Origin of the sequence: Pseudomonas sp. A2 (genome assembly GCF_023100865.1) — a bacterium.
GTDB classification, from domain to species: domain Bacteria; phylum Pseudomonadota; class Gammaproteobacteria; order Pseudomonadales; family Pseudomonadaceae; genus Aquipseudomonas; species Aquipseudomonas asiatica.
Genome location: NZ_CP039127.1, coordinates 5,639,107 through 5,663,983, shown reverse-complemented (window position 1 = coordinate 5,663,983; position 24,877 = coordinate 5,639,107). Strand labels below are relative to the sequence as shown.

General features: G+C 63.7%; 17 protein-coding genes. 15 read left to right on the top strand and 2 right to left on the bottom strand.

Annotation, left to right across the window (positions count from 1 at the left end; translation table 11 throughout):
• The first annotated feature begins 158 nt into the window (after positions 1-158).
• From E5221_RS26165 to E5221_RS26150, 4 genes are all read left to right on the top strand, one after another.
• On the top strand, positions 159-1,169 hold the full coding sequence (locus E5221_RS26165; RefSeq protein WP_013974568.1) for a class 1 fructose-bisphosphatase: 1,011 nt from the start codon (positions 159-161) through the stop codon (positions 1,167-1,169).
• Between the two features lie 3 nt (positions 1,170-1,172).
• Positions 1,173-1,769 (top strand): DUF924 family protein, encoded by a 597-nt coding sequence (locus E5221_RS26160; RefSeq protein ID WP_046613482.1) that lies wholly within the window; start codon positions 1,173-1,175, stop codon positions 1,767-1,769.
• A 295-nt stretch (positions 1,770-2,064) separates the two neighbouring features.
• A complete protein-coding gene (gene bamE, locus E5221_RS26155; RefSeq protein WP_003249234.1) occupies positions 2,065-2,319 on the top strand; it encodes an outer membrane protein assembly factor BamE in 255 nt (84 codons plus the stop codon).
• A complete protein-coding gene (locus E5221_RS26150; RefSeq protein WP_247846666.1) occupies positions 2,316-2,888 on the top strand; it encodes a lipocalin family protein in 573 nt (190 codons plus the stop codon). Before bamE ends, E5221_RS26150 begins: the two co-directional genes overlap by 4 nt.
• Positions 2,889-3,004: 116 nt before the next feature.
• On the opposite strand, the gene E5221_RS26145 is transcribed toward E5221_RS26150, so the two are convergent.
• A complete protein-coding gene (locus E5221_RS26145; RefSeq protein ID WP_247846665.1) occupies positions 3,005-4,369 on the bottom strand; it encodes a formimidoylglutamate deiminase in 1,365 nt (454 codons plus the stop codon).
• A 145-nt stretch (positions 4,370-4,514) separates the two neighbouring features.
• Here E5221_RS26145 and hutC point away from each other — a divergent pair, with 145 nt between their 5' ends.
• From hutC to hutG, 7 genes are all read left to right on the top strand, one after another.
• Positions 4,515-5,225 carry a histidine utilization repressor gene (hutC, locus tag E5221_RS26140; RefSeq protein ID WP_177328633.1) on the top strand — a complete coding sequence of 237 codons (711 nt, stop codon included), beginning with the start codon at positions 4,515-4,517 and terminating at the stop codon, positions 5,223-5,225.
• Positions 5,222-5,794 (top strand): HutD family protein, encoded by a 573-nt coding sequence (locus E5221_RS26135; protein ID WP_123085577.1) that lies wholly within the window; start codon positions 5,222-5,224, stop codon positions 5,792-5,794. Before hutC ends, E5221_RS26135 begins: the two co-directional genes overlap by 4 nt.
• Before the next feature lie 259 nt (positions 5,795-6,053).
• Positions 6,054-7,727, top strand: a complete 1,674-nt coding sequence (gene hutU / locus E5221_RS26130; RefSeq protein WP_039612503.1) for a urocanate hydratase — start codon at positions 6,054-6,056, stop codon at positions 7,725-7,727.
• 107 nt (positions 7,728-7,834) lie between these two features.
• The gene (gene hutH, locus E5221_RS26125; protein ID WP_003259868.1) at positions 7,835-9,367 is read left to right on the top strand and encodes a histidine ammonia-lyase; all 1,533 of its coding nucleotides are present in this window, start codon (positions 7,835-7,837) and stop codon (positions 9,365-9,367) included.
• 153 nt (positions 9,368-9,520) lie between these two features.
• Positions 9,521-10,924: an amino acid permease gene (locus tag E5221_RS26120; RefSeq protein WP_123085579.1), complete on the top strand. Its 1,404-nt coding sequence runs from the start codon at positions 9,521-9,523 to the stop codon at positions 10,922-10,924.
• Positions 10,925-10,940: 16 nt separating this feature from the next.
• Complete coding sequence (gene hutI, locus E5221_RS26115) at positions 10,941-12,146, top strand: imidazolonepropionase (RefSeq protein WP_247846664.1); 1,206 nt, start codon at positions 10,941-10,943, stop codon at positions 12,144-12,146.
• 10 nt (positions 12,147-12,156) lie between these two features.
• A complete protein-coding gene (gene hutG / locus E5221_RS26110; RefSeq protein ID WP_247846663.1) occupies positions 12,157-12,960 on the top strand; it encodes an N-formylglutamate deformylase in 804 nt (267 codons plus the stop codon).
• A 59-nt stretch (positions 12,961-13,019) separates the two neighbouring features.
• Here hutG and E5221_RS26105 read toward each other — a convergent pair whose 3' ends face one another.
• Positions 13,020-18,545 (bottom strand): DUF6543 domain-containing protein, encoded by a 5,526-nt coding sequence (locus E5221_RS26105; RefSeq protein WP_247846662.1) that lies wholly within the window; start codon positions 18,543-18,545, stop codon positions 13,020-13,022.
• A gap of 170 nt (positions 18,546-18,715) precedes the next feature.
• On the opposite strand from E5221_RS26105, the gene pip reads away from it, so the two are divergent.
• From pip to mdoH, 4 genes are all read left to right on the top strand, one after another.
• On the top strand, positions 18,716-19,687 hold the full coding sequence (pip, locus tag E5221_RS26100) for a prolyl aminopeptidase (protein WP_013974556.1): 972 nt from the start codon (positions 18,716-18,718) through the stop codon (positions 19,685-19,687).
• Complete coding sequence (dtd, locus tag E5221_RS26095; RefSeq protein ID WP_247846661.1) at positions 19,684-20,121, top strand: D-aminoacyl-tRNA deacylase; 438 nt, start codon at positions 19,684-19,686, stop codon at positions 20,119-20,121. Before pip ends, dtd begins: the two co-directional genes overlap by 4 nt.
• A gap of 263 nt (positions 20,122-20,384) precedes the next feature.
• On the top strand, positions 20,385-22,106 hold the full coding sequence (locus tag E5221_RS26090) for a glucan biosynthesis protein G (protein ID WP_015272100.1): 1,722 nt from the start codon (positions 20,385-20,387) through the stop codon (positions 22,104-22,106).
• Positions 22,099-24,672: a glucans biosynthesis glucosyltransferase MdoH gene (mdoH, locus tag E5221_RS26085; protein ID WP_085720884.1), complete on the top strand. Its 2,574-nt coding sequence runs from the start codon at positions 22,099-22,101 to the stop codon at positions 24,670-24,672. Before E5221_RS26090 ends, mdoH begins: the two co-directional genes overlap by 8 nt.
• Positions 24,673-24,877 lie beyond the last annotated feature (205 nt).

Below are 24,877 nucleotides of genomic sequence, written 5' to 3'. Positions count from 1 at the left end.
CGCGAATGGGCCCACAACCAGACCACCGGCCTGGCGCGCGCTGAACTACCGACCTATTGTGCCGTCTGAGAGCCGTTGCGAGTCTCATCACTCGCTAGCCTGCAACTCTCCCTGTAAACTGCGGGGGTTTTTATCCCCCAATCCTTTCGGAGCCATACATGTCCCGCGTTACCCTGAGTCGCTATCTGATTGAGCAGACCCGCAGCAACAATACCCCTGCCGATCTGCGCTTCCTGATCGAAGTGGTGGCGCGTGCGTGCAAGGAAATCAGCCATCACGTGTCCAAAGGCGCCCTCGGTGGCGTGCTGGGCAGCATGGGCACTGAAAACGTGCAGGGCGAAGTCCAGAAGAAACTGGACGTGATTTCCAACGATATCCTGCTGGAAGCCAACGAGTGGGGCGGCCACCTGGCCGGCATGGCTTCCGAAGAAATGGACAACGCCTACCAGATCCCGGGCAAGTACCCGAAAGGCGCCTACCTGCTGGTGTTCGACCCGCTGGACGGCTCGTCCAACATTGACGTCAACGTTTCGGTCGGCACCATCTTCTCGGTACTGCGTTGCCCTAACGAATACCTGAGCCAGAACGAAACCCTGAACGAAAAAGCCTTCCTGCAACCAGGCACCCAGCAGGTCGCCGCCGGTTACGCCATCTACGGCCCGCAGACCATGCTGATCCTGACCCTGGGCAACGGCGTCAAGGGCTTCACCCTGGACCGCGAACTGGGCAGCTTCGTCCTCACCCACGAAAACATTCGCGTGCCGGAAACTACCGCAGAATTCGCCATCAACATGTCCAACCAGCGCCACTGGGAAGCCCCGGTTCAGCGTTACGTGGGCGAACTGCTGGCAGGCGAGACCGGCCCGCTGAAGAAAAACTACAACATGCGCTGGATCGCCTCGATGGTGGCCGACGTACACCGCATCCTGACCCGTGGCGGCCTGTTCATGTACCCACGTGACGCCCGCGAACCGAGCAAGCCGGGCAAGCTGCGCCTGATGTACGAAGCCAACCCGATGTCCTTCATCATCGAACAGGCCGGCGGCGCCTCCACCAACGGTTACGATCGCATCCTCGACATCCAGCCAGAAAGCCTGCACCAACGTGTGTCGGTAATCCTCGGCTCGAAGGAAGAGGTCGAGCGCGTCACCGCCTACCACAAGGAGTAAGTCATGCTCGCACCTTGGCAGCCGTTGCTGGAGTGGTGGTTCGGTTGGGGCACCAGTCCCCAGGCCGTGGCTGACGAGAAGAGCACGCTGTGGTTCGGCAAGCATCATGATGCCGAGGCCCATGCGCTGTTTGGCGAGCTGGTCGAGCATGCCCTGGCGGGTGGGCTCGACGAGTGGCAGCAAAGCCCGCAGGGCTGGCTGGGCCTGCTGATCCTGCTGGACCAGCTGCCGCGCATGATCTACCGCGACACGCCGCGTGCCTTCGAGGGCGACCGGCGTGCCCAGGTGGTGGCGATGCAGGGTTTGCAGAAGAACTGGGATTACCAGCTGCTGCCGATACAGCGGGTGTTCGTGCTGCTGGTTCTGGAACATGCCGAAGTGCTGGACTGGCAGAACCTGTGCGTCGAGCGCTACCAGGTGCTGCTGGACGAGCAACCCGAAGCCAACCGCCGGTTGTTCGAAGGCTTTCTCGACTATGCCGAGCAGCACCAGCGGGTAATTGCCCGTTTCGGGCGCTTCCCGCACCGCAATCTGGTGCTGGAGCGGCCGAGTACCAGCGAAGAGATGGACTTTTTGCTGGAGCCTGGGTCCAGGTTCTGATTCCAGGGTTGTCGGGATCATTGTAGGAGCAGCCTTGTGCTGCGAAGTGTCCCTCGCTGCCCATGCATCCCTGTTGGCCTTACCGGCCCTTTCGCAGCACAAGGCTGCTCCTACAGTACGTAGGGGCGGCCTTTTTGTTTGGGCGGGATAATTCTTTGTGATTAATCGCACAGTAGTGGCCATCCGACCAATGGCGTAGGGGTAGAGGAGGGGGAGCAGGGAACCTGGGAGGGTTTTTACCGTCGAAGGTCACTGCAGGCCACTCGCCTGTATCCCCTCTCCAGGAGTGTCCTTCATGTCGTTGCGTTCCCTCGCCCTGTTGTCGCTGTGCGTCGTTCTGACTGCCTGCAGCAAGATCAATCAGGAAAACTATTCCAAGATCAAGGCCGGTATGAACAAGGCCGAGGTCGAGCAGTTGCTCGGCACGCCGACCGAGTGCTCTGGTGCGCTGGGGATGAGCAGCTGCACCTGGGGGGACGAGAAGAGCTTCATCAGTGTGCAGTACGCGGCTGACAAGGTGCTCATGTATTCAGGGCAGGGTCTCAAATGAGGCACCTGTATCTGCTGATGGGGGTATGCCTGGCGTTGCTGCTGGGCGGTTGTGCCGGCTCCGTGCACGACCCGCTGGCGCCGAAAACCGCGGGCAACATCGACCTCAAGCGCTACCAGGGCAAGTGGTACGAACTGGCGCGCCTGCCAATGCGCTACCAGACCGGCTGTGAGCAGTCCGAAGCGCACTACAACCTCAGGCTCGATGGTAGCCTCGGCGTGCTCAACCGCTGCCGCACCATGGGTGACGAATGGCTGCGCGCCGAAGGGCATGCGAACATCCAGGAGCCAGGGCATACCGACAAGTTGTGGGTCGAGTTCGACAACTGGTTCACCAAGCTGGTGCCAGGGGTGGCGAGGGGCGAGTACTGGATTCTGTATGTGGATGATCGCTATCGCACGGCGGTGGTCGGCAGCCCGGACCGCAAGCACTTGTGGCTGCTGTCGCGTACGCCGACGCTACCAGCCTGGGAGCGCGAGAACCTGATGTCCAAGGCCCGGCAGCAGGGTTATGACACCAGCCGGCTGATCTGGCGCGCGTCGGACCAGCAGATCGTCAAGATGCACTGAATTTCTGGGGGCTGCTTTGCAGCCCATCGCGACACAAGGCCGCTCCTACAGGGGAACGCACATTCCTGTAGGAGCGGCCTTGTGTCGCGATGGGCCGCAAAGCGGCCCCAATACACTCACCCCAACAGCTGTCGCAACACCTCGGCAAACGCCAGCGCGCTTTGCTCTTCCTGCGCATGCCGCCCCTGGCGCACCACCCACTGCCCATTCACCATCACATCCCGCACCTGCCGATCGCCGCCAGCAAACAGCCAGCGGTTGAGAATCGCATCCCCATCGGCCATGGCGATGTAAGGGTCCTGCCCATCGAGCACCAGCCAGTCGGCGCGCTTGCCCACGGCCAGTTCCCCGATCGCCTGCCCCAGCGCCTGCGCACCGCCCGCCAGGGCAGCGTCATACAGCGTTCGCCCGACCATCGGCTGGTCGCCGCGATACAGGCGGTTACGCCGCTGGTCGCGCAGCCGCTGGCCGTATTCCAGCCAGCGCAGTTCCTCCACAACGCTCAGCGACACATGGCTGTCCGATCCAATGCCCATGCGCCCACCCTGTGCCAGATAGTCCACTGCCGGGAAAATCCCGTCGCCCAGGTTGGCCTCGGTGGTCAGGCAAAGCCCGGCTACCGCGCCGCTACGGGCCATGGCGGTGACTTCATCCGACTCTGCGTGGGTTGCGTGCACCAGGCACCAGCGCGGGTCCACATCCACATGCTCGTACAACCACTGCAACGGGCGCAGTCCGCTCCAGGCCAGGCAGTCGTCGACTTCCTTCTGCTGCTCGGCGATATGGATATGCACCGGGCACTGTTTGTCGCTGGCTGCCAGCACTTCGGCGATCTGCCCGGGCGTCACCGCGCGCAGCGAATGGAAGCACAGACCCAGTTGCTGCGCGGGTTGCGCGGCCAGCAGCGGGGCCAGCTGCGCTTGCAGTTGCAGGTACTGTTCAGTGGAATTTATGAAGCGCCGTTGCCCGTCATTCGGGGCTTGGCCGCCGAAGCCTGCGTGGCTGTAAAGCACCGGCAGCAAGGTCAGGCCAATGCCGCTGTCGGCTGCAGCCGCACTGATGCGGTGAGACAGTTCGGCCGGGTCGGCGTAGGCCCTGCCGGCCTGGTCATGGTGCACGTAGTGGAACTCGGCGACCGAGGTATAGCCGGCCTTGAGCATTTCGATGTACAGCTGGCGGGCGATGACCTGAAGCTGCTCCGGACTGATCTGGCCGACCAGGCGGTACATCAGGTCGCGCCAGGTCCAGAAACTGTCGTTGGGGTTGCCGGCGACTTCCGCCAGCCCTGCCATTGCGCGCTGGAAAGCATGCGAGTGCAGATTGGGCATGCCGGGCAGCAGCGGGCCGGCCAGCCGCTCGGCGCCTTTGGCCGAGGCGCCCGACTCGATGCGGGCCACATGGCCATCGCTGGTGACCTCGATGCGGACATGGCTGGCCCAGCCCGTGGGCAGCAGGGCGCGTTCGGCGAAGTAGGCGGACATCGGTAAAAATCCTGTTATTGTTAACTTGTATATACATATACAGGCGTTTGCCTGCCGGGTAAACTGCGGCAAGCTACCGCTCATTCCATTTGCACAAGGATCCAACGCCGTGCCGACACCTCCTGTCTCCGCGCTGGTTGCCCAGATGGGCGAGGGCCCGGCTCCGCTGTACGCCCGGGTCAAACAGATGATCATCCAGCAGATCGACAACGGCAGCTGGCCACCGCATCACCGGGTACCCTCGGAGAGCGAACTGGTCAGCGAGCTGGGCTTCAGCCGCATGACCATCAATCGCGCCCTGCGCGAGCTCACTGCCGAAGGCCTGCTGGTGCGCATGCAAGGGGTCGGTACCTTCGTGGCCGAGCCCAAGGGGCGTTCGGCGCTGTTCGAGGTCAACAACATTGCCGACGAAATTGCCGCGCGAGGCCACCAGCATAGCTGCCAGGTGATCACCCTCACCGAGGAAACGGCCGGTTCCGAGCGGGCCCTGGCCCTGGACATGCGCGAAGGCCAGCGAGTGTTCCACTCGCTGATCGTGCATTTCGAGAACGGCCTGCCGGTGCAGATCGAGGACCGCTACGTCAATGCGGCGATTGCCCCCGACTACCTCAAGCAGGACTTCACCCGGCAGACGCCATACGCCTACCTGTCGCAGGTGGCGCCGCTGACCGAGGGTGAGCACGTGGTAGAGGCAATCCTGGCCGAGCCGGAAGAATGCCGCCTGTTGCAGATCGAGCGGGGCGAGCCCTGCCTGCTGATCCGCCGTCGCACCTGGTCCGGCCGCCAGCCGGTGACCGCCGCGCGGCTGATCCACCCCGGTTCCCGTCATCGCCTGGAAGGACGTTTCAGTAAATGAGTCAGCTGCAGTTGTTGCGTGCGCAGGGCTACCCGCGCATGCCGTGGAAGAACGGTGGCGGTTTCACCGAAGAGATCACCCGCGACAGTGGCGAAGGCCTGGACGGCTTTGGCTGGCGCTTGTCGATTGCCGATATCGAGGAGTCCGGTGGCTTTTCCGCCTTCGCCGGCTACCAGCGAATCATCACCGTGTTGCAGGGCGACGGCATGCGCCTGCTGGTCGACGGCCAGGCCAGCCGGCCGTTGCTGCCTTTCGATGCCTTTGCCTTCAGTGGCGAGAGCCAGGTCAGCTGCAAGCTGCTGGGCGGGGCGATCCGCGATTTCAACCTGATCTACGCACCGCAGCGCTACCGGGCACGGTTGCAGTGGTTCGATGGCACCAGCCGTTTGTACAGTTCAGCGACGACGGTGTTGCTGTTCGCTGCCAGCAGCCAGGTCGAGGTTGGCATTGCCGGGCGCGAGACGCAGCGGTTGGGGTTGTATGACTGCCTGCGGCTGGAGGGCAATGACCAGTTGCTGGGGTTGGATGTGCAGGGGCGGTTCTGCCTGATCGAACTCGTTTCACGTTGAGATAGCCGGGGGGCTGCTGCGCAGCCCTTTCGCGACGCAAGGCCGCTCCTACACGCACCGTGCATGCTTTGGCTGGCGCGGTCCCCTGTAGGAGCGGCCTTGTGTCGCGAAAGGGCCGCGCAGCGGCCCCGCGTTTTTTGGCCGCTCAGCGGAAAAGTCCAATTATTTTGGTTGTCCATGCTTGTACATACAAGTAAAGGTGTGTTTGTATATCTACCACGACATACCCGCCCGCGGACGACCGCAGAGGACCTTTCCCGTGACCGACAACAACAAATACCGTGACGTTGAAATCCGTGCCCCACGTGGCAACAAGCTGACTGCCAAAAGCTGGCTGACCGAAGCGCCACTGCGCATGCTGATGAACAACCTCGATCCACAGGTCGCGGAAAACCCGAAAGAACTGGTGGTGTACGGCGGTATCGGCCGCGCTGCCCGTAACTGGGCGTGCTACGACAAGATCGTCGAGACCCTGACCCGCCTGGAAGACGACGAAACCCTGCTGGTGCAGTCGGGCAAGCCGGTCGGCGTGTTCAAGACCCACAGCAACGCCCCGCGCGTACTGATCGCCAACTCCAACCTGGTGCCGCACTGGGCCAACTGGGAACACTTCAACGAACTGGACGCCAAGGGCCTGGCCATGTACGGCCAGATGACCGCCGGCAGCTGGATCTACATCGGTAGCCAGGGCATCGTCCAGGGCACCTACGAAACCTTCGTCGAAGCCGGTCGCCAGCATTACGGCGGCAGCCTGAAAGGCAAGTGGGTACTGACCGCCGGCCTGGGCGGCATGGGCGGCGCCCAGCCACTGGCCGCCACCCTGGCCGGTGCCTGCTCGCTGAACATCGAATGCCAGCAGAGCCGTATCGACTTCCGCCTGGAAACCCGTTACGTCGACGAGCAGGCCACTGACCTCGACGACGCTCTGGCACGTATCGCCAAGTACACCGCCGAAGGCAAGGCCATCTCCATCGCCCTGCACGGCAACGCTGCCGAAATCCTGCCAGAGCTGGTCAAGCGTGGCGTGCGCCCGGACATGGTCACCGACCAGACCAGCGCCCACGACCCGCTGAACGGTTACCTGCCAGCCGGCTGGACCTGGGAACAGTACCGCGACCGCGCGCAGACCGAGCCGGCTGCAGTGGTCAAGGCCGCCAAGCAGTCGATGGCCGTGCACGTGCAAGCCATGCTCGATTTCCAGAAGCAGGGTGTTCCGACCTTCGACTACGGCAACAACATCCGCCAGATGGCCAAGGAAGAAGGCGTGGCCAATGCCTTCGACTTCCCTGGCTTCGTGCCGGCCTACATCCGCCCGCTGTTCTGCCGTGGCATCGGCCCGTTCCGCTGGGCGGCGCTGTCCGGTGATGCCGAAGACATCTACAAGACCGACGCCAAGGTCAAGGAACTGATCCCCGACGACGCCCACCTGCACCGCTGGCTGGACATGGCTCGCGAGCGCATCAGCTTCCAGGGCCTGCCAGCACGTATCTGCTGGGTTGGTCTGGGCCTGCGCGCCAAGCTGGGCCTGGCGTTCAACGAAATGGTACGCAGCGGCGAGCTGTCGGCACCGATCGTGATCGGTCGTGACCACCTGGACTCCGGTTCGGTGTCCAGCCCCAACCGTGAAACCGAAGCCATGCGCGACGGTTCCGACGCTGTCTCCGACTGGCCGCTGCTCAACGCCCTGCTGAACACCGCCGGCGGTGCTACCTGGGTTTCGCTGCACCACGGTGGTGGCGTAGGCATGGGCTTCTCCCAGCACTCTGGCATGGTCATCGTCTGCGACGGTACCGATGAAGCCGCCGCGCGTATCGCTCGCGTGCTGACCAACGACCCAGGGACCGGTGTGATGCGTCATGCCGATGCCGGTTACGACATCGCCATCGAGTGCGCCAAGGAGCAGGGCCTGGACCTGCCGATGATCACTGGCTGATCGCCACGCTTTGGATCGCACCCCACGAGGGGTGATACTGAACAACAAGAAGGAGCACGCAGGCACTCACAAACGGGCCTGCGGCTCCACGCGATTGGAGTAGTGAAGTGACCGAATTGACCCTCAAGCCCGGCACCCTGACCCTGGCCCAGCTGCGCGCCATCCATGCCGCGCCCGTGCGCCTGCAACTGGACGCCAGCGCCGCGCCGGCCATCGACGCCAGCGTTGCCTGCGTCGAGCAGATCATTGCCGAAGACCGTACCGCCTACGGCATCAACACCGGTTTCGGCCTGCTGGCCTCGACCCGCATCGCCAGCCACGACCTGGAAAACCTGCAGCGCTCGCTGGTGCTGTCCCACGCCGCCGGTGTCGGCGCGCCGCTGGATGACGACCTGGTGCGGCTGATCATGGTGCTGAAGATCAACAGCCTCAGCCGTGGTTTCTCCGGCATCCGTCGCAAAGTCATCGACGCGCTGATTGCCCTGGTCAACGCCGAAGTCTATCCGCACATCCCGCTGAAGGGTTCGGTGGGCGCCTCCGGCGACCTCGCCCCGCTGGCGCACATGTCGCTGGTGCTGCTGGGTGAAGGCAAGGCCCGCTACAAGGGCCAGTGGCTGCCAGCCACCGAAGCCCTGGCCGTGGCCGGCCTCGAGCCGCTGACCCTGGCCGCCAAGGAGGGCCTGGCCCTGCTCAACGGCACCCAGGCGTCCACCGCCTATGCCCTGCGTGGCCTGTTCCAGGGCGAGGACCTGTACGCCGCTGCCATCGCCTGCGGCGGCCTGAGCGTCGAAGCCGCACTGGGCTCGCGCTCGCCATTCGATGCGCGCATTCACGAAGTGCGTGGCCAGCGCGGCCAGATCGACACCGCTGCCTGCTTCCGTGACCTGCTGGGCGACTCCAGCGAAGTGTCGCTGTCGCACAAGAACTGCGACAAGGTCCAGGACCCTTACTCGCTGCGCTGCCAGCCGCAGGTCATGGGCGCCTGCCTGACCCAGCTGCGCCAGGCCGCCGAGGTACTGGGCATCGAAGCCAACGCCGTGTCGGACAACCCGCTGGTGTTCGCTGCCGAAGGTGACGTGATTTCCGGCGGTAACTTCCACGCCGAGCCGGTGGCCATGGCCGCCGACAACATCGCCCTGGCCATCGCTGAAATCGGCTCGCTCAGCGAGCGCCGTATCTCGCTGATGATGGACAAGCACATGTCCCAGCTGCCGCCGTTCCTGGTGGAAAACGGCGGGGTCAACTCGGGCTTCATGATCGCCCAGGTCACCGCTGCTGCCCTGGCCAGCGAGAACAAGGCCCTGTCTCACCCGCACAGTGTCGACAGCCTGCCGACCTCGGCCAACCAGGAAGACCACGTGTCGATGGCCCCGGCTGCCGGCAAGCGCCTGTGGGAAATGGCCGAAAACACCCGTGGCGTGCTGGCCATCGAATGGCTGGGCGCCTGCCAGGGCCTGGACCTGCGCAAGGGCCTGAAAACTTCGGCCAAGCTGGAGCAGGCGCGCCAGGCGCTGCGCAGCGAGGTGCCGCACTACGACCGTGACCGCTTCTTCGCGCCCGACATCGAAAAGGCCGTGGAACTGTTGGCCAAGGGTCGCCTGACCGGCCTGCTGCCGGCTGGTGTGCTGCCAAGCCTGTAATGCCCCCAGGGGCCGCTGTGCGGCCCATTCGCAGCGCAAGGCTGCTCCTGCAAAGGCGACGCGCTCCCTTGTAGGAGCAGCCTTGTGCTGCGAAAGGGCTGCAAGGCAGCCCCCCTCGATCTCACGACCACAAAAACAATTTAAGGACGTGACATGCAACAAGCTCAAGGTCTAAAACGCGGGCTAAGTGCCCGCCACATCCGCTTCATGGCCCTCGGTTCTGCCATCGGCACCGGCCTGTTCTACGGCTCCGCCTCGGCCATCCAGATGGCCGGCCCGGCGGTGCTGCTGGCCTACCTGATCGGCGGCGCTGCCGTGTTCATGGTCATGCGCGCCCTCGGCGAAATGGCTGTGCACAACCCGGTCGCCGGTTCGTTCGGCCACTACGCCAGCACCTACCTCGGCCCCATGGCCGGCTTCATCCTCGGCTGGACCTACGCTTTCGAGATGGTCATCGTCGCCATCGCCGACGTCACCGCCTTCGGTATCTACATGGGCTTCTGGTTCCCGGAAGTGGCCCGCTGGATCTGGGTGCTGGGCATCGTCTTCCTGATCGGCGGCCTCAACCTGTGCAACGTCAAGGTCTTTGGCGAAATGGAATTCTGGCTGTCGCTGCTCAAGGTCGGCGCCATCGTGGCGATGATCCTGGCCGGCCTCGGCATCATGGCCTTCGGCTTCAGCCAGGTAGGCACCGGGCAGGCAGTGGGTGTCAGCAACCTGTTCGACCACGGCGGCTTCATGCCCAATGGCGTGGGTGGCCTGATCGCTTCCTTTGCCGTGGTGATGTTCGCGTTCGGCGGCATCGAGATCATCGGCGTCACCGCCGGTGAGGCCAAGGACCCGCAGCGGGTCATCCCCAAGGCGATCAACGCCGTGCCGCTGCGCATCCTGCTGTTCTACGTGCTTACCCTGTTCGTGCTGATGTGCCTGTTCCCATGGCCGCAGATCGGCAGCCAGGGCAGCCCGTTCGTGCAGATCTTCAGTAACCTGGGCATCGGCTCTGCCGCCGCGCTGCTGAACATCGTGGTGATTTCTGCCGCGATCTCGGCCATCAACAGCGACATCTTCGGCGCCGGCCGCATGATGTACGGCCTGGCCCAGCAAGGCCACGCACCGCGCGGCTTCAGCAAGCTGTCGAAGCACGGCGTGCCGTGGATGACCGTGGTGGTGATGGGTGCTGCGCTGCTGATCGGCGTGCTGCTCAACTACCTGATCCCGGAGAACGTGTTCCTGCTGATCGCCTCGATCGCCACCTTCGCTACCGTGTGGGTGTGGCTGATGATCCTGCTCACCCAGGTGGCCATGCGCCGCAGCATGAGCCGTGAACAAGTGGCCCAGCTGCAGTTCCCGGTACCATTCTGGCCATACGGCCCAGCCATGGCCATTGCGTTCATGGTGTTCATCTTTGGCGTGCTCGGTTACTTCCCGGATACCCAGGCGGCACTGCTCGTCGGCGTGGTCTGGGTGGTGTTCCTGGTGGCGTCCTACCTGCTGTGGTGCAAGCCGCGCGCAGGGCAGGGCAAGCCAGTAGCGGAACCGGCCGAGCTGCACCGCTAAGTAAAGGAGTCGATGTATGAGAACCGTCTGGCAGCACTGCCATGTGGCAACCATGGCCGAGGGCCGTTACTCGGCCATCGAGGACGCGGCCATTGTCACCAACGCCGGGCTGATCGAGTGGATCGGCCCACGCGTCGAGCTGGCGTCGGTCGAGGCCGAACGTACGGTGGACCTGGGCGGCGCCTGGGTTACCCCGGGGCTGATCGACTGCCACACCCACGCGGTGTTCGGTGGCAACCGCAGCGGCGAGTTCGAGCAGCGCCTGCAGGGTGTGAGCTATGCCGAAATCGCCGCACAGGGCGGTGGTATCGCCAGCACCGTGCGGGCCACCCGCGCGGCCAGCGAGGACGAGCTGTTCGCCAGTGCTCGCCAGCGGGTCCAGGCGCTGATGCGCGATGGCGTGACCACCATCGAGATCAAGTCCGGCTACGGCCTGGACCTGGCCAACGAGCGCAAGATGCTGCGTGTGGCCCGGCGCCTGGCCGACGAGTTGCCCCTGGCGGTGCGCGCCACCTGTCTGGCAGCCCATGCCTTGCCGCCGGAATACGTCGGCCGGGCTGATGACTACATCGCGCACATCTGCGATGAAATGCTGCCGGCCCTGGCCGCCGAAGGCCTGGTGGACGCAGTGGATGCCTTCTGCGAACACCTGGCGTTCTCCCCGGCCCAGGTCGAGCGGCTGTTCATCAAGGCGCGCGAACTGGGCCTGCCGGTCAAGCTGCACGCCGAACAGTTGTCGTCGCTGCACGGTTCCAGCCTGGCGGCGCGCTACCAGGCGCTGTCGGCCGACCACCTGGAGTTCATGACCGAGGACGACGCCCTTGCCATGGCAAAAGCCGGCACGGTCGCCGTGCTGCTGCCGGGCGCGTTCTACTTCCTGCGCGAAACCCAGCTGCCGCCGATGGACGCCCTGCGCCGCCACGGCGTGAAGATCGCCCTGGCCAGCGACCTCAATCCCGGCACCTCGCCAGGGTTGTCGCTTCGGCTGATGCTGAACATGGGCTGCACCTGCTTCCGCATGACCCCGGAAGAAGCCCTGGCCGGCGTCACCGTGCACGCCGCCACGGCGCTGGGCCTGGGCGACAGCCACGGCTCGCTGGAAGTGGGCAAGGTCGCCGACTTCGTCGCCTGGCAGATCGAACGCCCCGCCGACCTGGCCTACTGGCTGGGCGGCGACCTGCCCAAGCGCGTGGTGCGCAAGGGCCACGAGATTTCCAACTGAGTGAGGCACGATGGACAAGGTACTGAGTTTTCACCAGGGGCGCCTGCCGCTGCTGATCAGCATGCCCCATGCCGGCCTGCAACTGTCGCCGGCGGTACGAGACGGCCTGGTCGACCAGGCGCGCAGCCTGCCGGACACCGACTGGCATATTCCACAGTTGTATGACTTTGCCCGTGACATGGGCGCCAGCGTGGTGGCGGCGGAGTATTCCCGCTTCGTCATCGACCTGAACCGGCCGGATGACGACAAGCCACTGTACGTTGGTGCCACCACCGGCCTGTACCCGGCCACGCTGTTCGATGGCGAGCCATTGTTCAAGGACGGGCTGGTGCCGACAGGCGAGGAGCGCAAGCAGTATCTGGAGCAGATCTGGCGCCCCTACCACGACACGATTCGTCGCGAGCTGGCGCGGCTGCGCGAGCAGTTCGGCTACGCCCTGCTGTGGGACGCCCATTCGATCCGTTCGCTGATCCCGCACCTGTTCGACGGCAAGCTGCCGGACTTCAACCTGGGTACTTTCAACGGCGCCAGCTGCGACCCGGCTCTGGCCGAACGGCTGAAAGAGGTGTGCGCCCAGGCCCAAGGCTACAGCCATGTGCTCAATGGCCGCTTCAAGGGCGGGCATATCACCCGGCATTACGGCGATCCGGCCAACCACATCCATGCGGTGCAGCTGGAGCTGGCGCAGAGCACCTATATGGAAGAGACCGAGCCGTTCGATTACCGCGAAGACCTGGCACGGCCGACACAGGAGGTGTTGAAGCAGCTTCTGCAGGCAGTGCTGGACTGGGGCAAGGCGCATTACGGGCGGTGAAGTTCGCCAGTAAGAATGGCGACGCGATGCAGGCCATGCGCGTCGCCAGTCACTACGGGTCAGTTGTTGTTGATCTGCTTGATGGTAAGTTCGCGCAGTAGCTCCTTCTCTTCCTGGTCCTTGTCATCTTGCAGGCCTTGCTGCAAGTTCAACTCGTCCTGAAGCGAGTGGTCCTTGCTGGCCAGCTCGAGCACCCGCAGGCGGAAGCGTGCGTCTATTTCGGCGAAGCGGTCGGCACACTCGGCGCGCAGGCGCGTGGTCCAGTCCGTATTCGCCAGCATGTAGTCGACCAGTGCATCGCTCAGTTCACTTTTCCGGACCTTTTCCAGCACACTGGATAGCTCATCGCGCGCCAGGTTCGCAGCACCTCGAAAACGCATGCTGTCGGCGATCGGCAGGTCCAGTTCCCTGGCCAGTTCCCGGCGGTAGGCCAGGCGTACCGAGACCAGGTCACCCGAGCCGGTCCGTTGGTTGGCCAGCAGCTCCAGCTGTTCGATCCGGAAAAGCTGCAACAGGCGACGACGCAGTGCTTGCAGGGAATCGCCGGCGTCGACCAACAGGCGTTGGCTCATCAGGTACAGTTCAATATTGTTGAACTCCTGCAGCGCTCCGTCATGGCAGGTCTGCGAGCCGGTTACCGGGTCTGGCAATGCCGCTGCGGCGATGCTCTCCATGATCGGGCGTTCGCTTTCGTTGCTTGCAGCCACCACCAGCATCAAGCGCACCCGTTCGCAGAAGGTGGCTCGCGTATTCGGGTCAACGTATGGGGCGGCATTGTGCAAACGGCCCGCCAGACGCAACAGATCACTGCCTTCGAGCCGCTCCCAGCAGTCCTGCAATGCGGCATTCTGTGCTTCGCTACCCAGCATCCAGTCCTCCAGCTTGGGCGTATCATCGCCCAGCAGTGGGAAGTGAGGGTGGTCGAGAGACCCTTCGCTGGAAGAATCGAAGAACATCAGGTCGTCGGGGATATCCAGGGCAAAGGAATAGCTGTGCTGGCTGTCCGAGAAGGTGCGTACCCGCAGGATGGTTTCAAGAGGCAGTGGGTTGTCGAACAAGGCGATCGACGAGATTGGCATGGGATTGTTCAGGTTCGTCAGGATGTGCTCGGGCAACTGGGTGATGTTGTTCGAGCTCAGGTCCAGAAGTTCCAGTGGCAGCAAACTGTCACACCAGCTGGGCCAGGCTTGCAGGTTCATGTTGGTCAATGCGAGTGACTGCAGGTTGCCGGCCAGCGATGCGGGCACATGGTCGATGCTGCCTGCCCGGTTGCCCGACAGGTCCAGCGAGGTCAGGTTTCGCAGCCCTGCGAAAATGTCCATCATGGCCTGGTCGACCTCCAGACCCATGTTGCGAAACTCCAGGTAGGTGAGTTGGGGAAGGCGAGCCAGGGCGGATGCCAGCGAGGGCATGGCGGCCTGGTGTGCATCGATGGTCAGCCGGCTGATGTTAGGGAACCGGCTGAGTAATTCATCGAGCTGTGAGGTGCTGCCTCGCAACCGCGTCAGGCTGAGTGCACGTACGCGGGCGCCGAAGAACGCTGGAAGCCGCCTGGGGAAATGCTCGATGGCCACGTCCTCGAGTTGCAGGCGCAGGTATGACTGGCCCTGCTCCTGCTGTTCCCAGAATTGATCGATCGCTGACGCGATACGTTGCCTGTCCGCCAGTGCGGCCTGGGTCAATGGGTTGCTCGAACTGGATGCCTGGGCCCAGCCATCGATCGCATCGCGCATCTGCCGTCGCTCATCGCGAATGCGTGCGAGCTGTTCGGAAAGTGCTGCTGGCTGGTCCGTGGTGATACCCGAGGTGTCGACGTGCTCGTTCAGCAACAAGCGCTGCAGGTGGGATTGATTGATGCTGTTGCCTTCCAGCGAGATCACCGGTGGCGTGGTCAGCATGTCCGCTTCATGAAGCAGGAACGTGGGCAACGACCTGAGATTGTTGTGGCGCAATGACAGGTGGGCAATGCGCGCCAGGGCGTCGCTGCCAATCCCGATCGGCCATTGGGCCAATTGCATCTGGTCCAGGCCCAGGTAATCCAGGGTCAATTCATGGAAGCTTGGCCTGTTGCTCTGCGCCAGCCGGTTACCACTCAGGTCGAGGTATCTCAATTGGCGAAGCCCTGACAGCAGGTTCAGGTCGCTTTCGGAGAGCGTCATGTTCTGGTTGGTGAGCACCAGTCGTTGCAACCCTGGCAGGCACTCGGTGATGGTGGGCACGCTGAACAGGAAGGGCGAGGGCGTTGCCCTGGGGTCAAACGGACGGCTGATTTCCAGCGACTCGATCTGCGGCATCTGCCTGAGCAGGCGTTGCAGCAGGCGCTCGTTTTGCGCCCAGCCCGCCAAGGACCCTGACGGTAAGTCGATCAGGCTCAGGCTGCGCACGCGTGCGTTGAAAAAAGCGGGCAAGGTGAGGGGCACGTCGGCAAGGGGGACGCGGGCGATACGCAGTTCTGTGGTGGGCCCGGTGCTCTCGTCCAGCGCAGTGTCGTACCAATGTTGCATGATCGAGTCACGCAGGCTGTCGTAGTCCTGTGCTGCCTGGTCGCTTGCCGGCGAAATGGCTTCGCTCCAATCGTCCAGGCTGCTTTGCAGCTCGTTGCGTTGCTCCAGCAGCGTCTGCAAATGTTCGAATATCTGCAGCTGTGTGCGGCCGCGGCTGGCAAGTGCCAGCAGAATCTGATCCGCCGAGCGGCCGGTGCGTGCGGCGAGCCCTGTGGCTTCGATAGCTTCGAACAGCTGCTGGCGGGTGATGCCATGGGTGGCCGGGCCGCCACCACTGAGTGGGTAGCCCAGGCGGCCATCGGCCAGGCGCATGGGAGAACGGTAGCCTGGGCGTACGGGCTGCATGCCCAGCAGCACCCTCAAGGCCGGGCGGGGCAGCAACGGGCTTCCCTGTACAAGACGCTGCAGCGCTTGCTGATCGGCGACGTCGATGCTTGCCATGGCCGCTGGCAGTGCCTCGTACAATGCAGCGTAAAGGCTTGAATACACCTTGACCGCCGCGCTGGGCAGGCTTTCGTCGTGGACGATGTACCCTGCCTGGGCATGGGTGATGGTCTTGAATGGGCGGGTGTCCAGTGTGCCTATGGCATGATCCTGGGTCGGCCAGGACATGCGCTGGAGCAGCCGGAGCCTGGTCTGTGCAGGCCAGCCTGGCAAGCGTTCGAGCGTATGCACGATCAACAGGTCGCTATCCCAGTTCGGCACGCTGGCCAGGTACAGCCCTTCGCAGGCGCGGGCAAGGCGAATTTGTTGCTGGTAGATGCGGGCCTCTTCGGCAAGGCGCAGTGGTACCTTGCCGTTGTCGAGTATCTGCAGTTCGTTGGCACTGGCCTCGCGCGCCAGCTCACTGGCGACTGCTGACGGCAATTTTGGATACGCCCTCTGGATGGCCTCGGCGCCCGGCGCCAGGTCGCGCGAAAGGCTGGCGTAGGCCCTGGCGAACTCAGCGGGCCGAGTGCTCTCGTCCGCCAGCCGGCGGACCGTTTCGTCCAGCTTGAAGCGTTGCAGGGTGTCTTCCAGCAAGGCCGGCAGCCGCTGGCTTTCGGCCAGGGCCCGGCGCAGCTCGTCTTCGTGTACGCCGCTGACGGCGATAATCCGTTGCAGCGTCGGCTCGTCGAAGTGCCCACTCAAGTGGCCGATGCGGCGCAGGAGTGTCATGCCCGACCAACTCAGTGGCTTATCCGTAACGTGCAACCATGCTCCGGCACCATTGTGCCGCACTGGCGGCTGGTAACGGCGAGGACTTGCAGGGTGTTGCAAACGATATTCGCCAGTCGTTGGCGTTTGGCTGACGATGTACTGATTGTCTTGCAGTACCAGCCAGCGTTTGCCTTGGTGATGCCGTAGGCCCAGTTCGTCCGGTACCAGGTCATGGGGCAGCGTCTCGTGACTCTGGTAGGGCGTGAGGTCGGGTTTCCACAACCGCGTCTGACCATCGGATGTTTCCACGTCTTCCAGTTCTTCGATGAATGAAGGCGTTTCTACCGGAATACGGGTTATCCCTGGCTCCTCATCCTCTGGCTCTTCAATCTCCAGCCCTTCCAGCGACGTGCCGGTTTCGCTGCCGTGCAAGCCTCTCAAAGCTTTGGCTGCTGCGCTGAGGGCGGCCATGATGGCCACGTTTTCGATCACATCGACCAGATAGCCATAGGCAGTATCACGCTCGTCGTTTTCCCAGGCGTCGATCCCTTCATATACCTCATGGGCCAGCTGGGCCAGGCAAACAGCAAGCATTGCCTCGCCAAGCCCTGGCACGAAGAAGCCGGCGATGTTCAAGGCCGTGAGCACACGGCCGGCAATCAGCTCGCGGTGGGCTTGGGCGGTGCGCCGATCGACGATTTCGGTTGGCGTGGCGTGGAACAGCACATCCTTCTCATGACGCTGGGTCTTCTGGAACGTCATCACGCCCTGAAAGGCGTGGCTGAAAGGCTTTTTGACCGGATACAGGGTGGCGTGCGGGTCCGGAACACGCTCATGCAGGCCGCGGGCACTCCAGGCCAGGGGCATTAGCCGGTCCTTCAGACGGGTGGTTATCGGCGCCTTGTCGCGGTCGGCGAGGTGCCTGTCCAGGTAGCCGATATCGGCCTGGAGCCTGTCGCGCAACTCTTCGTTCATGGCTTCCTGGCTGGCGAATTCCTTGAGGGGGGTTGTACTGTCTTCGGGGATGTACAGCGCCACTGCCTGATGCTCTTCAGCTTGCAGGGTGATGAGCACAACGCCGGTCAGCTCGGCTTCCCACAAGTCGAGCAGGCTGAACGTCACGGGCGAAGAGGGCGATGGCGCCTGGTCAAGTGGCGTGGCAAGAGCGGCGGAATATAGCGCCTCGCTGATATCCCCCTTGAGGCGGGCGAAATGCAGGGATTGCCGGAATGCCGAGACCTCCGCACGCCCCAGTGTTTCATAAACGGCCAGTGCGGCTTCATCCGCGCCGAGTGGCGGCGTGGCCGCTGGATAGTAGATGGCATGTACCTGTTGATGGTATTTACCGCCGATATCCAGCGTACGACACAAATCGGCGAAATCTTCGGCGGCGATATCCAGTGCATTGTTGATCGGCACGGTGCCCATGAAGCGCCGGTGATCGACTATGACCGACCTCTTGAGCAGGGAGGCGGGCGCGTCCATGCCATGTTCGGCAGCGGCATCCTGGTCGAAGTTGTGCAAGGCGCAGTGCAGCAGCGAGCGTGTAGCCCGGTCGACGGCCTGGCGGCTGTCGATGGCATTGGTCGTTTCGATCTGGCGGGCATCGACGAGGTAGGTGTTGCGCACGTCCAGGTCAAGCCTGAATCGCTGCTTGATGGCTTCGGTGAGTGTCTTGGTGGCGTACGCTTCCAGGGTTGGAAGCTTTTCGAACAGCTTGTGCACCTGCACCTGGTGCTCGCGGTGACGTGCGTGCTCTTCCTGCCATGCCTTGGCGACTTCCGGTTGTTGCTGGATTGCCGTCGCCAGCCAGGCAGGGGCTTGATGCCAGTTGCGCATCGCGCTCTGGGTTTCTGGCGGAGCCTGCTTGAGCCAGGTGGGGATTCTGCGCTCGATGGTGGCGTAATGAACACTAGGTACGGCAGTGACTGCAGTTGGCATGGCGAAGCCCTTGCTTGATTTGGGGCGAGGGACTATCGCGGGCCTGTCTGAGCTGCTGGAGGTAGATATATGTGCCCTCGAGGTGCGGCGGCATCAGCGCGGGCAGTGCTCAAAGCGCAATTCAGGTTTATGATGGCCCACGGCCGAATAATCCTCACACGGAGTGCGCAATGCAGACCCTGTACCCGCAGATCAAACCCTACGCCCGGCACGATCTGGCCGTGGAAGCGCCGCATGTGCTGTATGTCGACGAAAGCGGCTCGCCAGAAGGTCTGCCGGTGGTATTCATCCACGGCGGCCCGGGCGCCGGATGCGACGCCCAGAGCCGCTGCTACTTCGACCCGACCCTGTACCGCATCATCACCTTCGACCAGCGCGGCTGTGGCCGCTCCACGCCGCACGCAAGCCTGGAGAACAACACCACCTGGCACCTGGTCGAGGACCTCGAGCGCATCCGCGAGCACCTTGGCATCGACAAGTGGGTGCTGTTCGGCGGCTCGTGGGGCTCCACCCTGGCCCTGGCCTACGCCCAGACCCACCCCGAGCGGGTGCATGGCCTGATCCTGCGCGGCATCTTCCTGTGCAGGCCCCAGGAAATACAATGGTTCTACCAGGAAGGCGCCAGCCGCCTGTTCCCCGATTACTGGCAGGACTACATCGCGCCGATCCCGCCGGAGGAGCGCGGTGACCTGGTCACGGCCTTCCACAAGCGCCTGACCGGCAACGACCAAATCGCCCAGATGCACGCGGCCAAGGCCTGGTCCACCTGGGAAGGCCGTACCGCCACCCTGCGTCCCAACCCGCTGGTGGTCGACCGCTTCTCCGAGCCGCAGCGTGCACTGTCGATCGCCCGTATCGAATGCCACTACTTCATGAACAACGCCTTCCTCGAGCCGGACCAGCTGATCCGCGATCTGCCAAAGATCGCCCACCTGCCGGCCGTGATCGTGCATGGCCGCTATGACGTGATCTGCCCGTTGGATAACGCCTGGGCGCTGCACCAGGCCTGGCCGAACAGCGAACTGAAGGTGATCCGTGACGCTGGCCACGCGGCTTCCGAGCCGGGCATCACCGATGCCCTGGTGCGTGCCGCCGACCAGATGGCCCGGCGCCTGCTCGATCTGCCCCTGGAAGAAGCATGAGGGGCCTGCTGCAGCGCGTGCGTGGTGCGCGGGTGGAAGTAGCGGGGGAGGTGGTAGGTGCCATCGACCAGGGTTTGCTGGTGCTGGTGGCCGTCGAGCCTGAAGATTCCCGTGAGCAGGCCGACAAGTTGTTGCACAAGCTGTTGAACTACCGGGTGTTCAGCGACGAGCAGGGCAAGATGAACCTGTCGCTCCAGGATGTGGGGGGAGGTTTGTTGCTGGTGTCGCAGTTCACCCTGGCGGCAGACACCCGCAACGGCATGCGCCCGAGCTTTTCGACGGCAGCGCCACCGGCCCTCGGCGCCGAGTTGTTCGACTATCTTTTGCAGCAGGCGAAGGCCCGGCACACCGATGTGGCAAGCGGGCAATTCGGTGCGGACATGCAGGTGCACCTGGTCAATGATGGCCCCGTAACATTTATGTTACAAATGTGAGTGTAAAAAACCCCTTGTTCACAGGAAAACAAGGGGTTTTGTACGATAAATAGTTGTTCCAGCCTGATGCGTTGTCACGCGACCTGCTGGATAATCGCGCGCTGCATGGACCTGCGTTCGCAGGTTCGTTTCACTCTGACTCGAGTATTGTCTGGATCCGTTTGGGGAATCATTACGCCCTCACGGGGTCCGAACAGTGCTCGCCAACCCGGCATTTGTCGCTGGCCGTTGGTTTCATGATCTGTTTTCGGCGAGGGTTGCTCGTGATTGTTAGTCCCCAAAAAGCATCAAGAATCCCCGGTACCGGGCTGCGCAAGGCCCTGATGGCCAGTGTTGCACTGGTCGGCCTGATGAGCGCGGGCCAGCTGTGGGCATTCAATCTTGACGATGTTGCAGCCAAGGCAAAGGATCTGGCCGGCCAGAAGTACGAAGCACCGAAAAGCAACCTGCCGGCCGTATTCCGCGACATGAAGTTCGCGGACTACCAGAAGATTCATTTCCTGCAGGAAAAGGCCGAGTGGGCCAAGGACAAGACCCCGTTCAAGCTGTCGTTCTATCACCAGGGCATGCACTTCGATACCCCGGTGAAGATCAACGAGGTCACCGCCACCAAGGTCGAGGAAATCAAGTACGACCCGAGCCGTTTCGAGTTCGGTGACGTGCCACACGACCCGGAAACCACCAAGAACCTGGGTTACGCCGGTTTCCGCGTGTTGTACCCGATCAACAAGGCCGACAAGCAGGACGAGATCATGACCCTGCTTGGCGCCAGCTACTTCCGCGTGGTCGGCAAGGGCCATGTATATGGCCTGTCGGCCCGTGGCCTGGCCATCGACACCGCACTGCCGTCGGGCGAGGAGTTCCCGCGCTTCACCGAGTTCTGGGTCGAGAAGCCAAAGCCGGCCGACAAGCACCTGGTCATCTACGCCCTGCTGGACTCGCCGCGTTCCACCGGCGCCTACAAGCTGACCCTGCGCCCAGGCAACGATACCGTGGTCGACGTGCAGTCCCGCGTGTTCCTGCGTGACCATGTCAGCCGCCTGGGCATTGCCCCGCTGACCAGCATGTACCTGTTCGGCCCCAACCAGCCGTCCAAGGTCCTCAACTACCGCCCGGCCCTGCACGACTCCGAAGGCCTGTCGATCCATGCCGGCAACGGTGAATGGCTGTGGCGCCCGCTGAACAACCCGAAACACCTGGCCGTGAGCAACTTCAGCGTCGAGAACCCGCGTGGTTTCGGCCTGATGCAGCGCCAGCGCGCCTTCAGCGACTACGAAGACCTCGACGACAACTACCAGAAGCGCCCGAGCGCCTGGATCGAGCCGAAAGGGGACTGGGGCAAGGGCACCGTCGACCTGGTCGAAATCCCGACTGCCGACGAGACCAATGACAACATCGTGGCCTTCTGGAGCCCGGAAAAGCTGCCTGAGCCAGGCAAGCCATTCGAGTACGCCTACCGCCTGCACTGGACCATCGACGAGCCGAAGTTCCAGGCTCCCGAGCTGGGCTGGGTCAAGCAGACCCTGCGTTCCACCGGCGACGTCAAGCAGTCCAACCTGATCCGCCAGCCAGACGGCAGCGTGGCCTTCCTGGTCGACTTCGCCGGCCCGGCGCTGGCCGCCCTGCCGGAAGACACCGCCGTGCGCAGCCAGATCAGCGTGGGCGACAACGCCGAGGTGGTCGAGAACAACCTGCGCTATAACCCTGAGACCAAGGGCTGGCGCCTGACCCTGCGTTTGAAGGTCAAGGAAGCCAACAAATCGACCGAAATGCGTGCCGCGCTGGTGCGTGACGTGCCGGTCGAAGCCGCCAAGCCTGCCAAGGACGCCAAGCAGGACAAGGCTGCAGCCAAGCAAGCCAAGGCCGAGAAAGCCGCCAAGGCCGAACAACCTGCCGCCGATGCGGCGCCCACCAACGGGACCCCGGCCACCACCGAGAAGGTGCTGACCGAGACCTGGAGCTATCAGTTGCCTGCCGATGAGTAACTCAAGCGCAAGGCCGGAATCGCTTCGCGAGTACCTGGCCCACCTACCACTGAGCGACGAGCAACGGGCGGAACTCGCCAGCTGCACGTCATTCAGTGAGCTGCACCAACGCCTGGCGGCCAACCCGGCCGCCAGCTCTACCGAGGCCGTACAGGCCTCGGTGGGCCCGCGCCTGACCGTAGGCAGCGCCGCCGAGCTGGAAGACGCCGAAATGCTTGGCGTCGACGGCAGCGGCCGCTTGTGCCTGAAGATCGCCCCGCCGATCAAGCGCACCAAGGTCGTGCCCGAGCCATGGCGTACCAACGTGCTGATCCGCATGTGGCGGCGCATGACTGGCCGCACCAACGCCCCGCAGCCGCCCAAGCGCGAGCTGCCACCAGCCCGCTGGCGTACGGTCGGCTCGATCCGCCGTTACATCCTGCTGGCGCTGATGATCGGCCAGACCATCGTTGCCGGCTGGTACATGAAGGGCATCCTGCCGTACCAGGGCTGGTCGTTCGTGGACTTTGACGAAGTCGTCAACCAGCCGCTGTGGGACACCGTGGTGCAGGTTTGGCCGTATGCCTTGCAGACGTCCATCCTGGTTCTCTTCGGCATCCTGTTCTGCTGGGTATCGGCGGGCTTCTGGACCGCGCTGATGGGCTTCCTCGAGCTGCTCACCGGGCGTGACAAGTACAAGATTTCGGGTAGCAGTGCAGGCAACGAGCCGATCGCGCCCGAGGCGCGTACCGCGCTGGTGATGCCGATCTGCAACGAAGACGTGCCGCGCGTGTTCGCCGGCCTGCGCGCAACGTTCGAGTCGGTGGCCGCCAGCGGCAACCTCGATCGCTTCGACTTCTTTGTGCTCAGCGACACCAACGACACCGACATCGCCGTTGCCGAGCAACAGGCCTGGCTGGATGTGTGCCGCGAAACCAAAGGCTTCGGCCGCATCTTCTACCGCCGTCGTCGGCGCCGGGTGAAGCGCAAGAGTGGCAACCTCGACGACTTCTGCCGTCGTTGGGGCGGCGAATACAAGTACATGGTCGTACTCGACGCCGACAGCGTCATGAGCGGCGAGTGCCTGAGCAGCCTGGTGCGCCTGATGGAGGCCAACCCGGACGCCGGTATCATCCAGACCGGGCCGAAGGCCTCGGGCATGGACACCCTGTATGCGCGCCTGCAGCAGTTCGCCACCCGCGTGTACGGCCCGCTGTTCACCGCTGGCCTGCACTTCTGGCAGCTGGGCGAGTCGCACTACTGGGGCCACAACGCGATCATCCGCATGAAGCCGTTCATCGAGCACTGCGCCCTGGCGCCGTTGCCGGGCAAGGGTGCGTTCGCCGGTGCAATCCTCTCCCACGACTTCGTCGAAGCCGCGCTGATGCGCCGTGCCGGCTGGGGCGTGTGGATTGCCTACGACCTGCCGGGCAGCTACGAAGAACTGCCGCCGAACCTGCTCGATGAGCTCAAGCGCGACCGCCGCTGGTGCCACGGCAACCTGATGAACTTCCGCCTGTTCCTGGTCAAGGGCATGCACCCGGTGCACCGTGCGGTGTTCCTCACCGGGGTGATGTCGTACCTGTCGGCACCGCTGTGGTTCCTGTTCCTGGTGCTGTCGACCGCGCTGCTGGCCACCAACACGCTGATGGAGCCGCAGTACTTCATCGAGCCGTACCAGCTCTACCCGCTGTGGCCGCAGTGGCACCCGGAGAAGGCCGTGGCGCTGTTCTCCACCACCATCGTGCTGCTGTTCCTGCCCAAGCTGCTCAGCGTCATTCTGATCTGGGCCAAGGGCGCGACCGAGTTTGGCGGGCGCATCAAGGTCACCCTGTCGATGCTGATGGAGATGCTGTTCTCCATGCTGCTGGCGCCGGTGCGCATGATCTTCCACACCCGCTTCGTGCTGGCCGCGTTCCTCGGCTGGGCCGCCACCTGGAACTCGCCGCAGCGTGACGACGACTCCACGCCGTGGAGTGAAGCGGTGCGCCGCCACGGCCCGCAGACCCTGCTGGGCATCGCCTGGGCGGCGCTGGTCGCCTGGCTGAACCCGAGCTTCCTGTGGTGGCTGGCGCCAATCGTTGGTTCGCTGGTGCTGTCGATCCCGGTTTCGGTGATCTCCAGCCGTACCCGCCTGGGCCTTGCCGCCAAGGACGAGAAGCTGTTCCTCATCCCCGAGGAATATGCCACCCCGCAAGAGCTGCTGGCCACCGACCAGTACACCCACGAAAACCGCTGGCATGCCCTGCATGACGGCTTCGTACGGGCTGTGGTCGACCCGCGGCAGAACGCCCTGGCCTGTGCCATGGCCACTGCCCGTCATGGTCAGGCAGCGCCGATCGAGGCACTGCGCGCCGAGCGTGTGGCCAAGGCGATGGAGGTAGGGCCGAAAGGGCTGGACCTCAATACCCGCCTGGCCCTGCTCAGCGACCCGGTGGCGCTGACCCGCCTGCACGAGCAGGTCTGGGCCGAGCACAATGCGGCGTGGATCGACGTGTGGCGTGCGTCGATCAAGAACGACCCGCATTCGCCGCTGTTGCCGTTGCATCCGGAGAATGAAGGCCAACCGGCACTCGTCGGCGCCTGATCGGGCCTATTCGCGGCGGTTCGGCGCCCCGATGAATCCGCTCCCACAGGTACAGCACAGCCTTCAAGGTGTGCGCCGTACCTGTGGGAGCAGGTTCACCCGCGAAGCTTTTAGGGCCCTCCCTCGATTTTGGCCAACAAAGTCCCCCCCGGCTCTAGGTCCCCGAGCCGCCATGCGTTAGCATCCCTCTCCGATATGACGCATT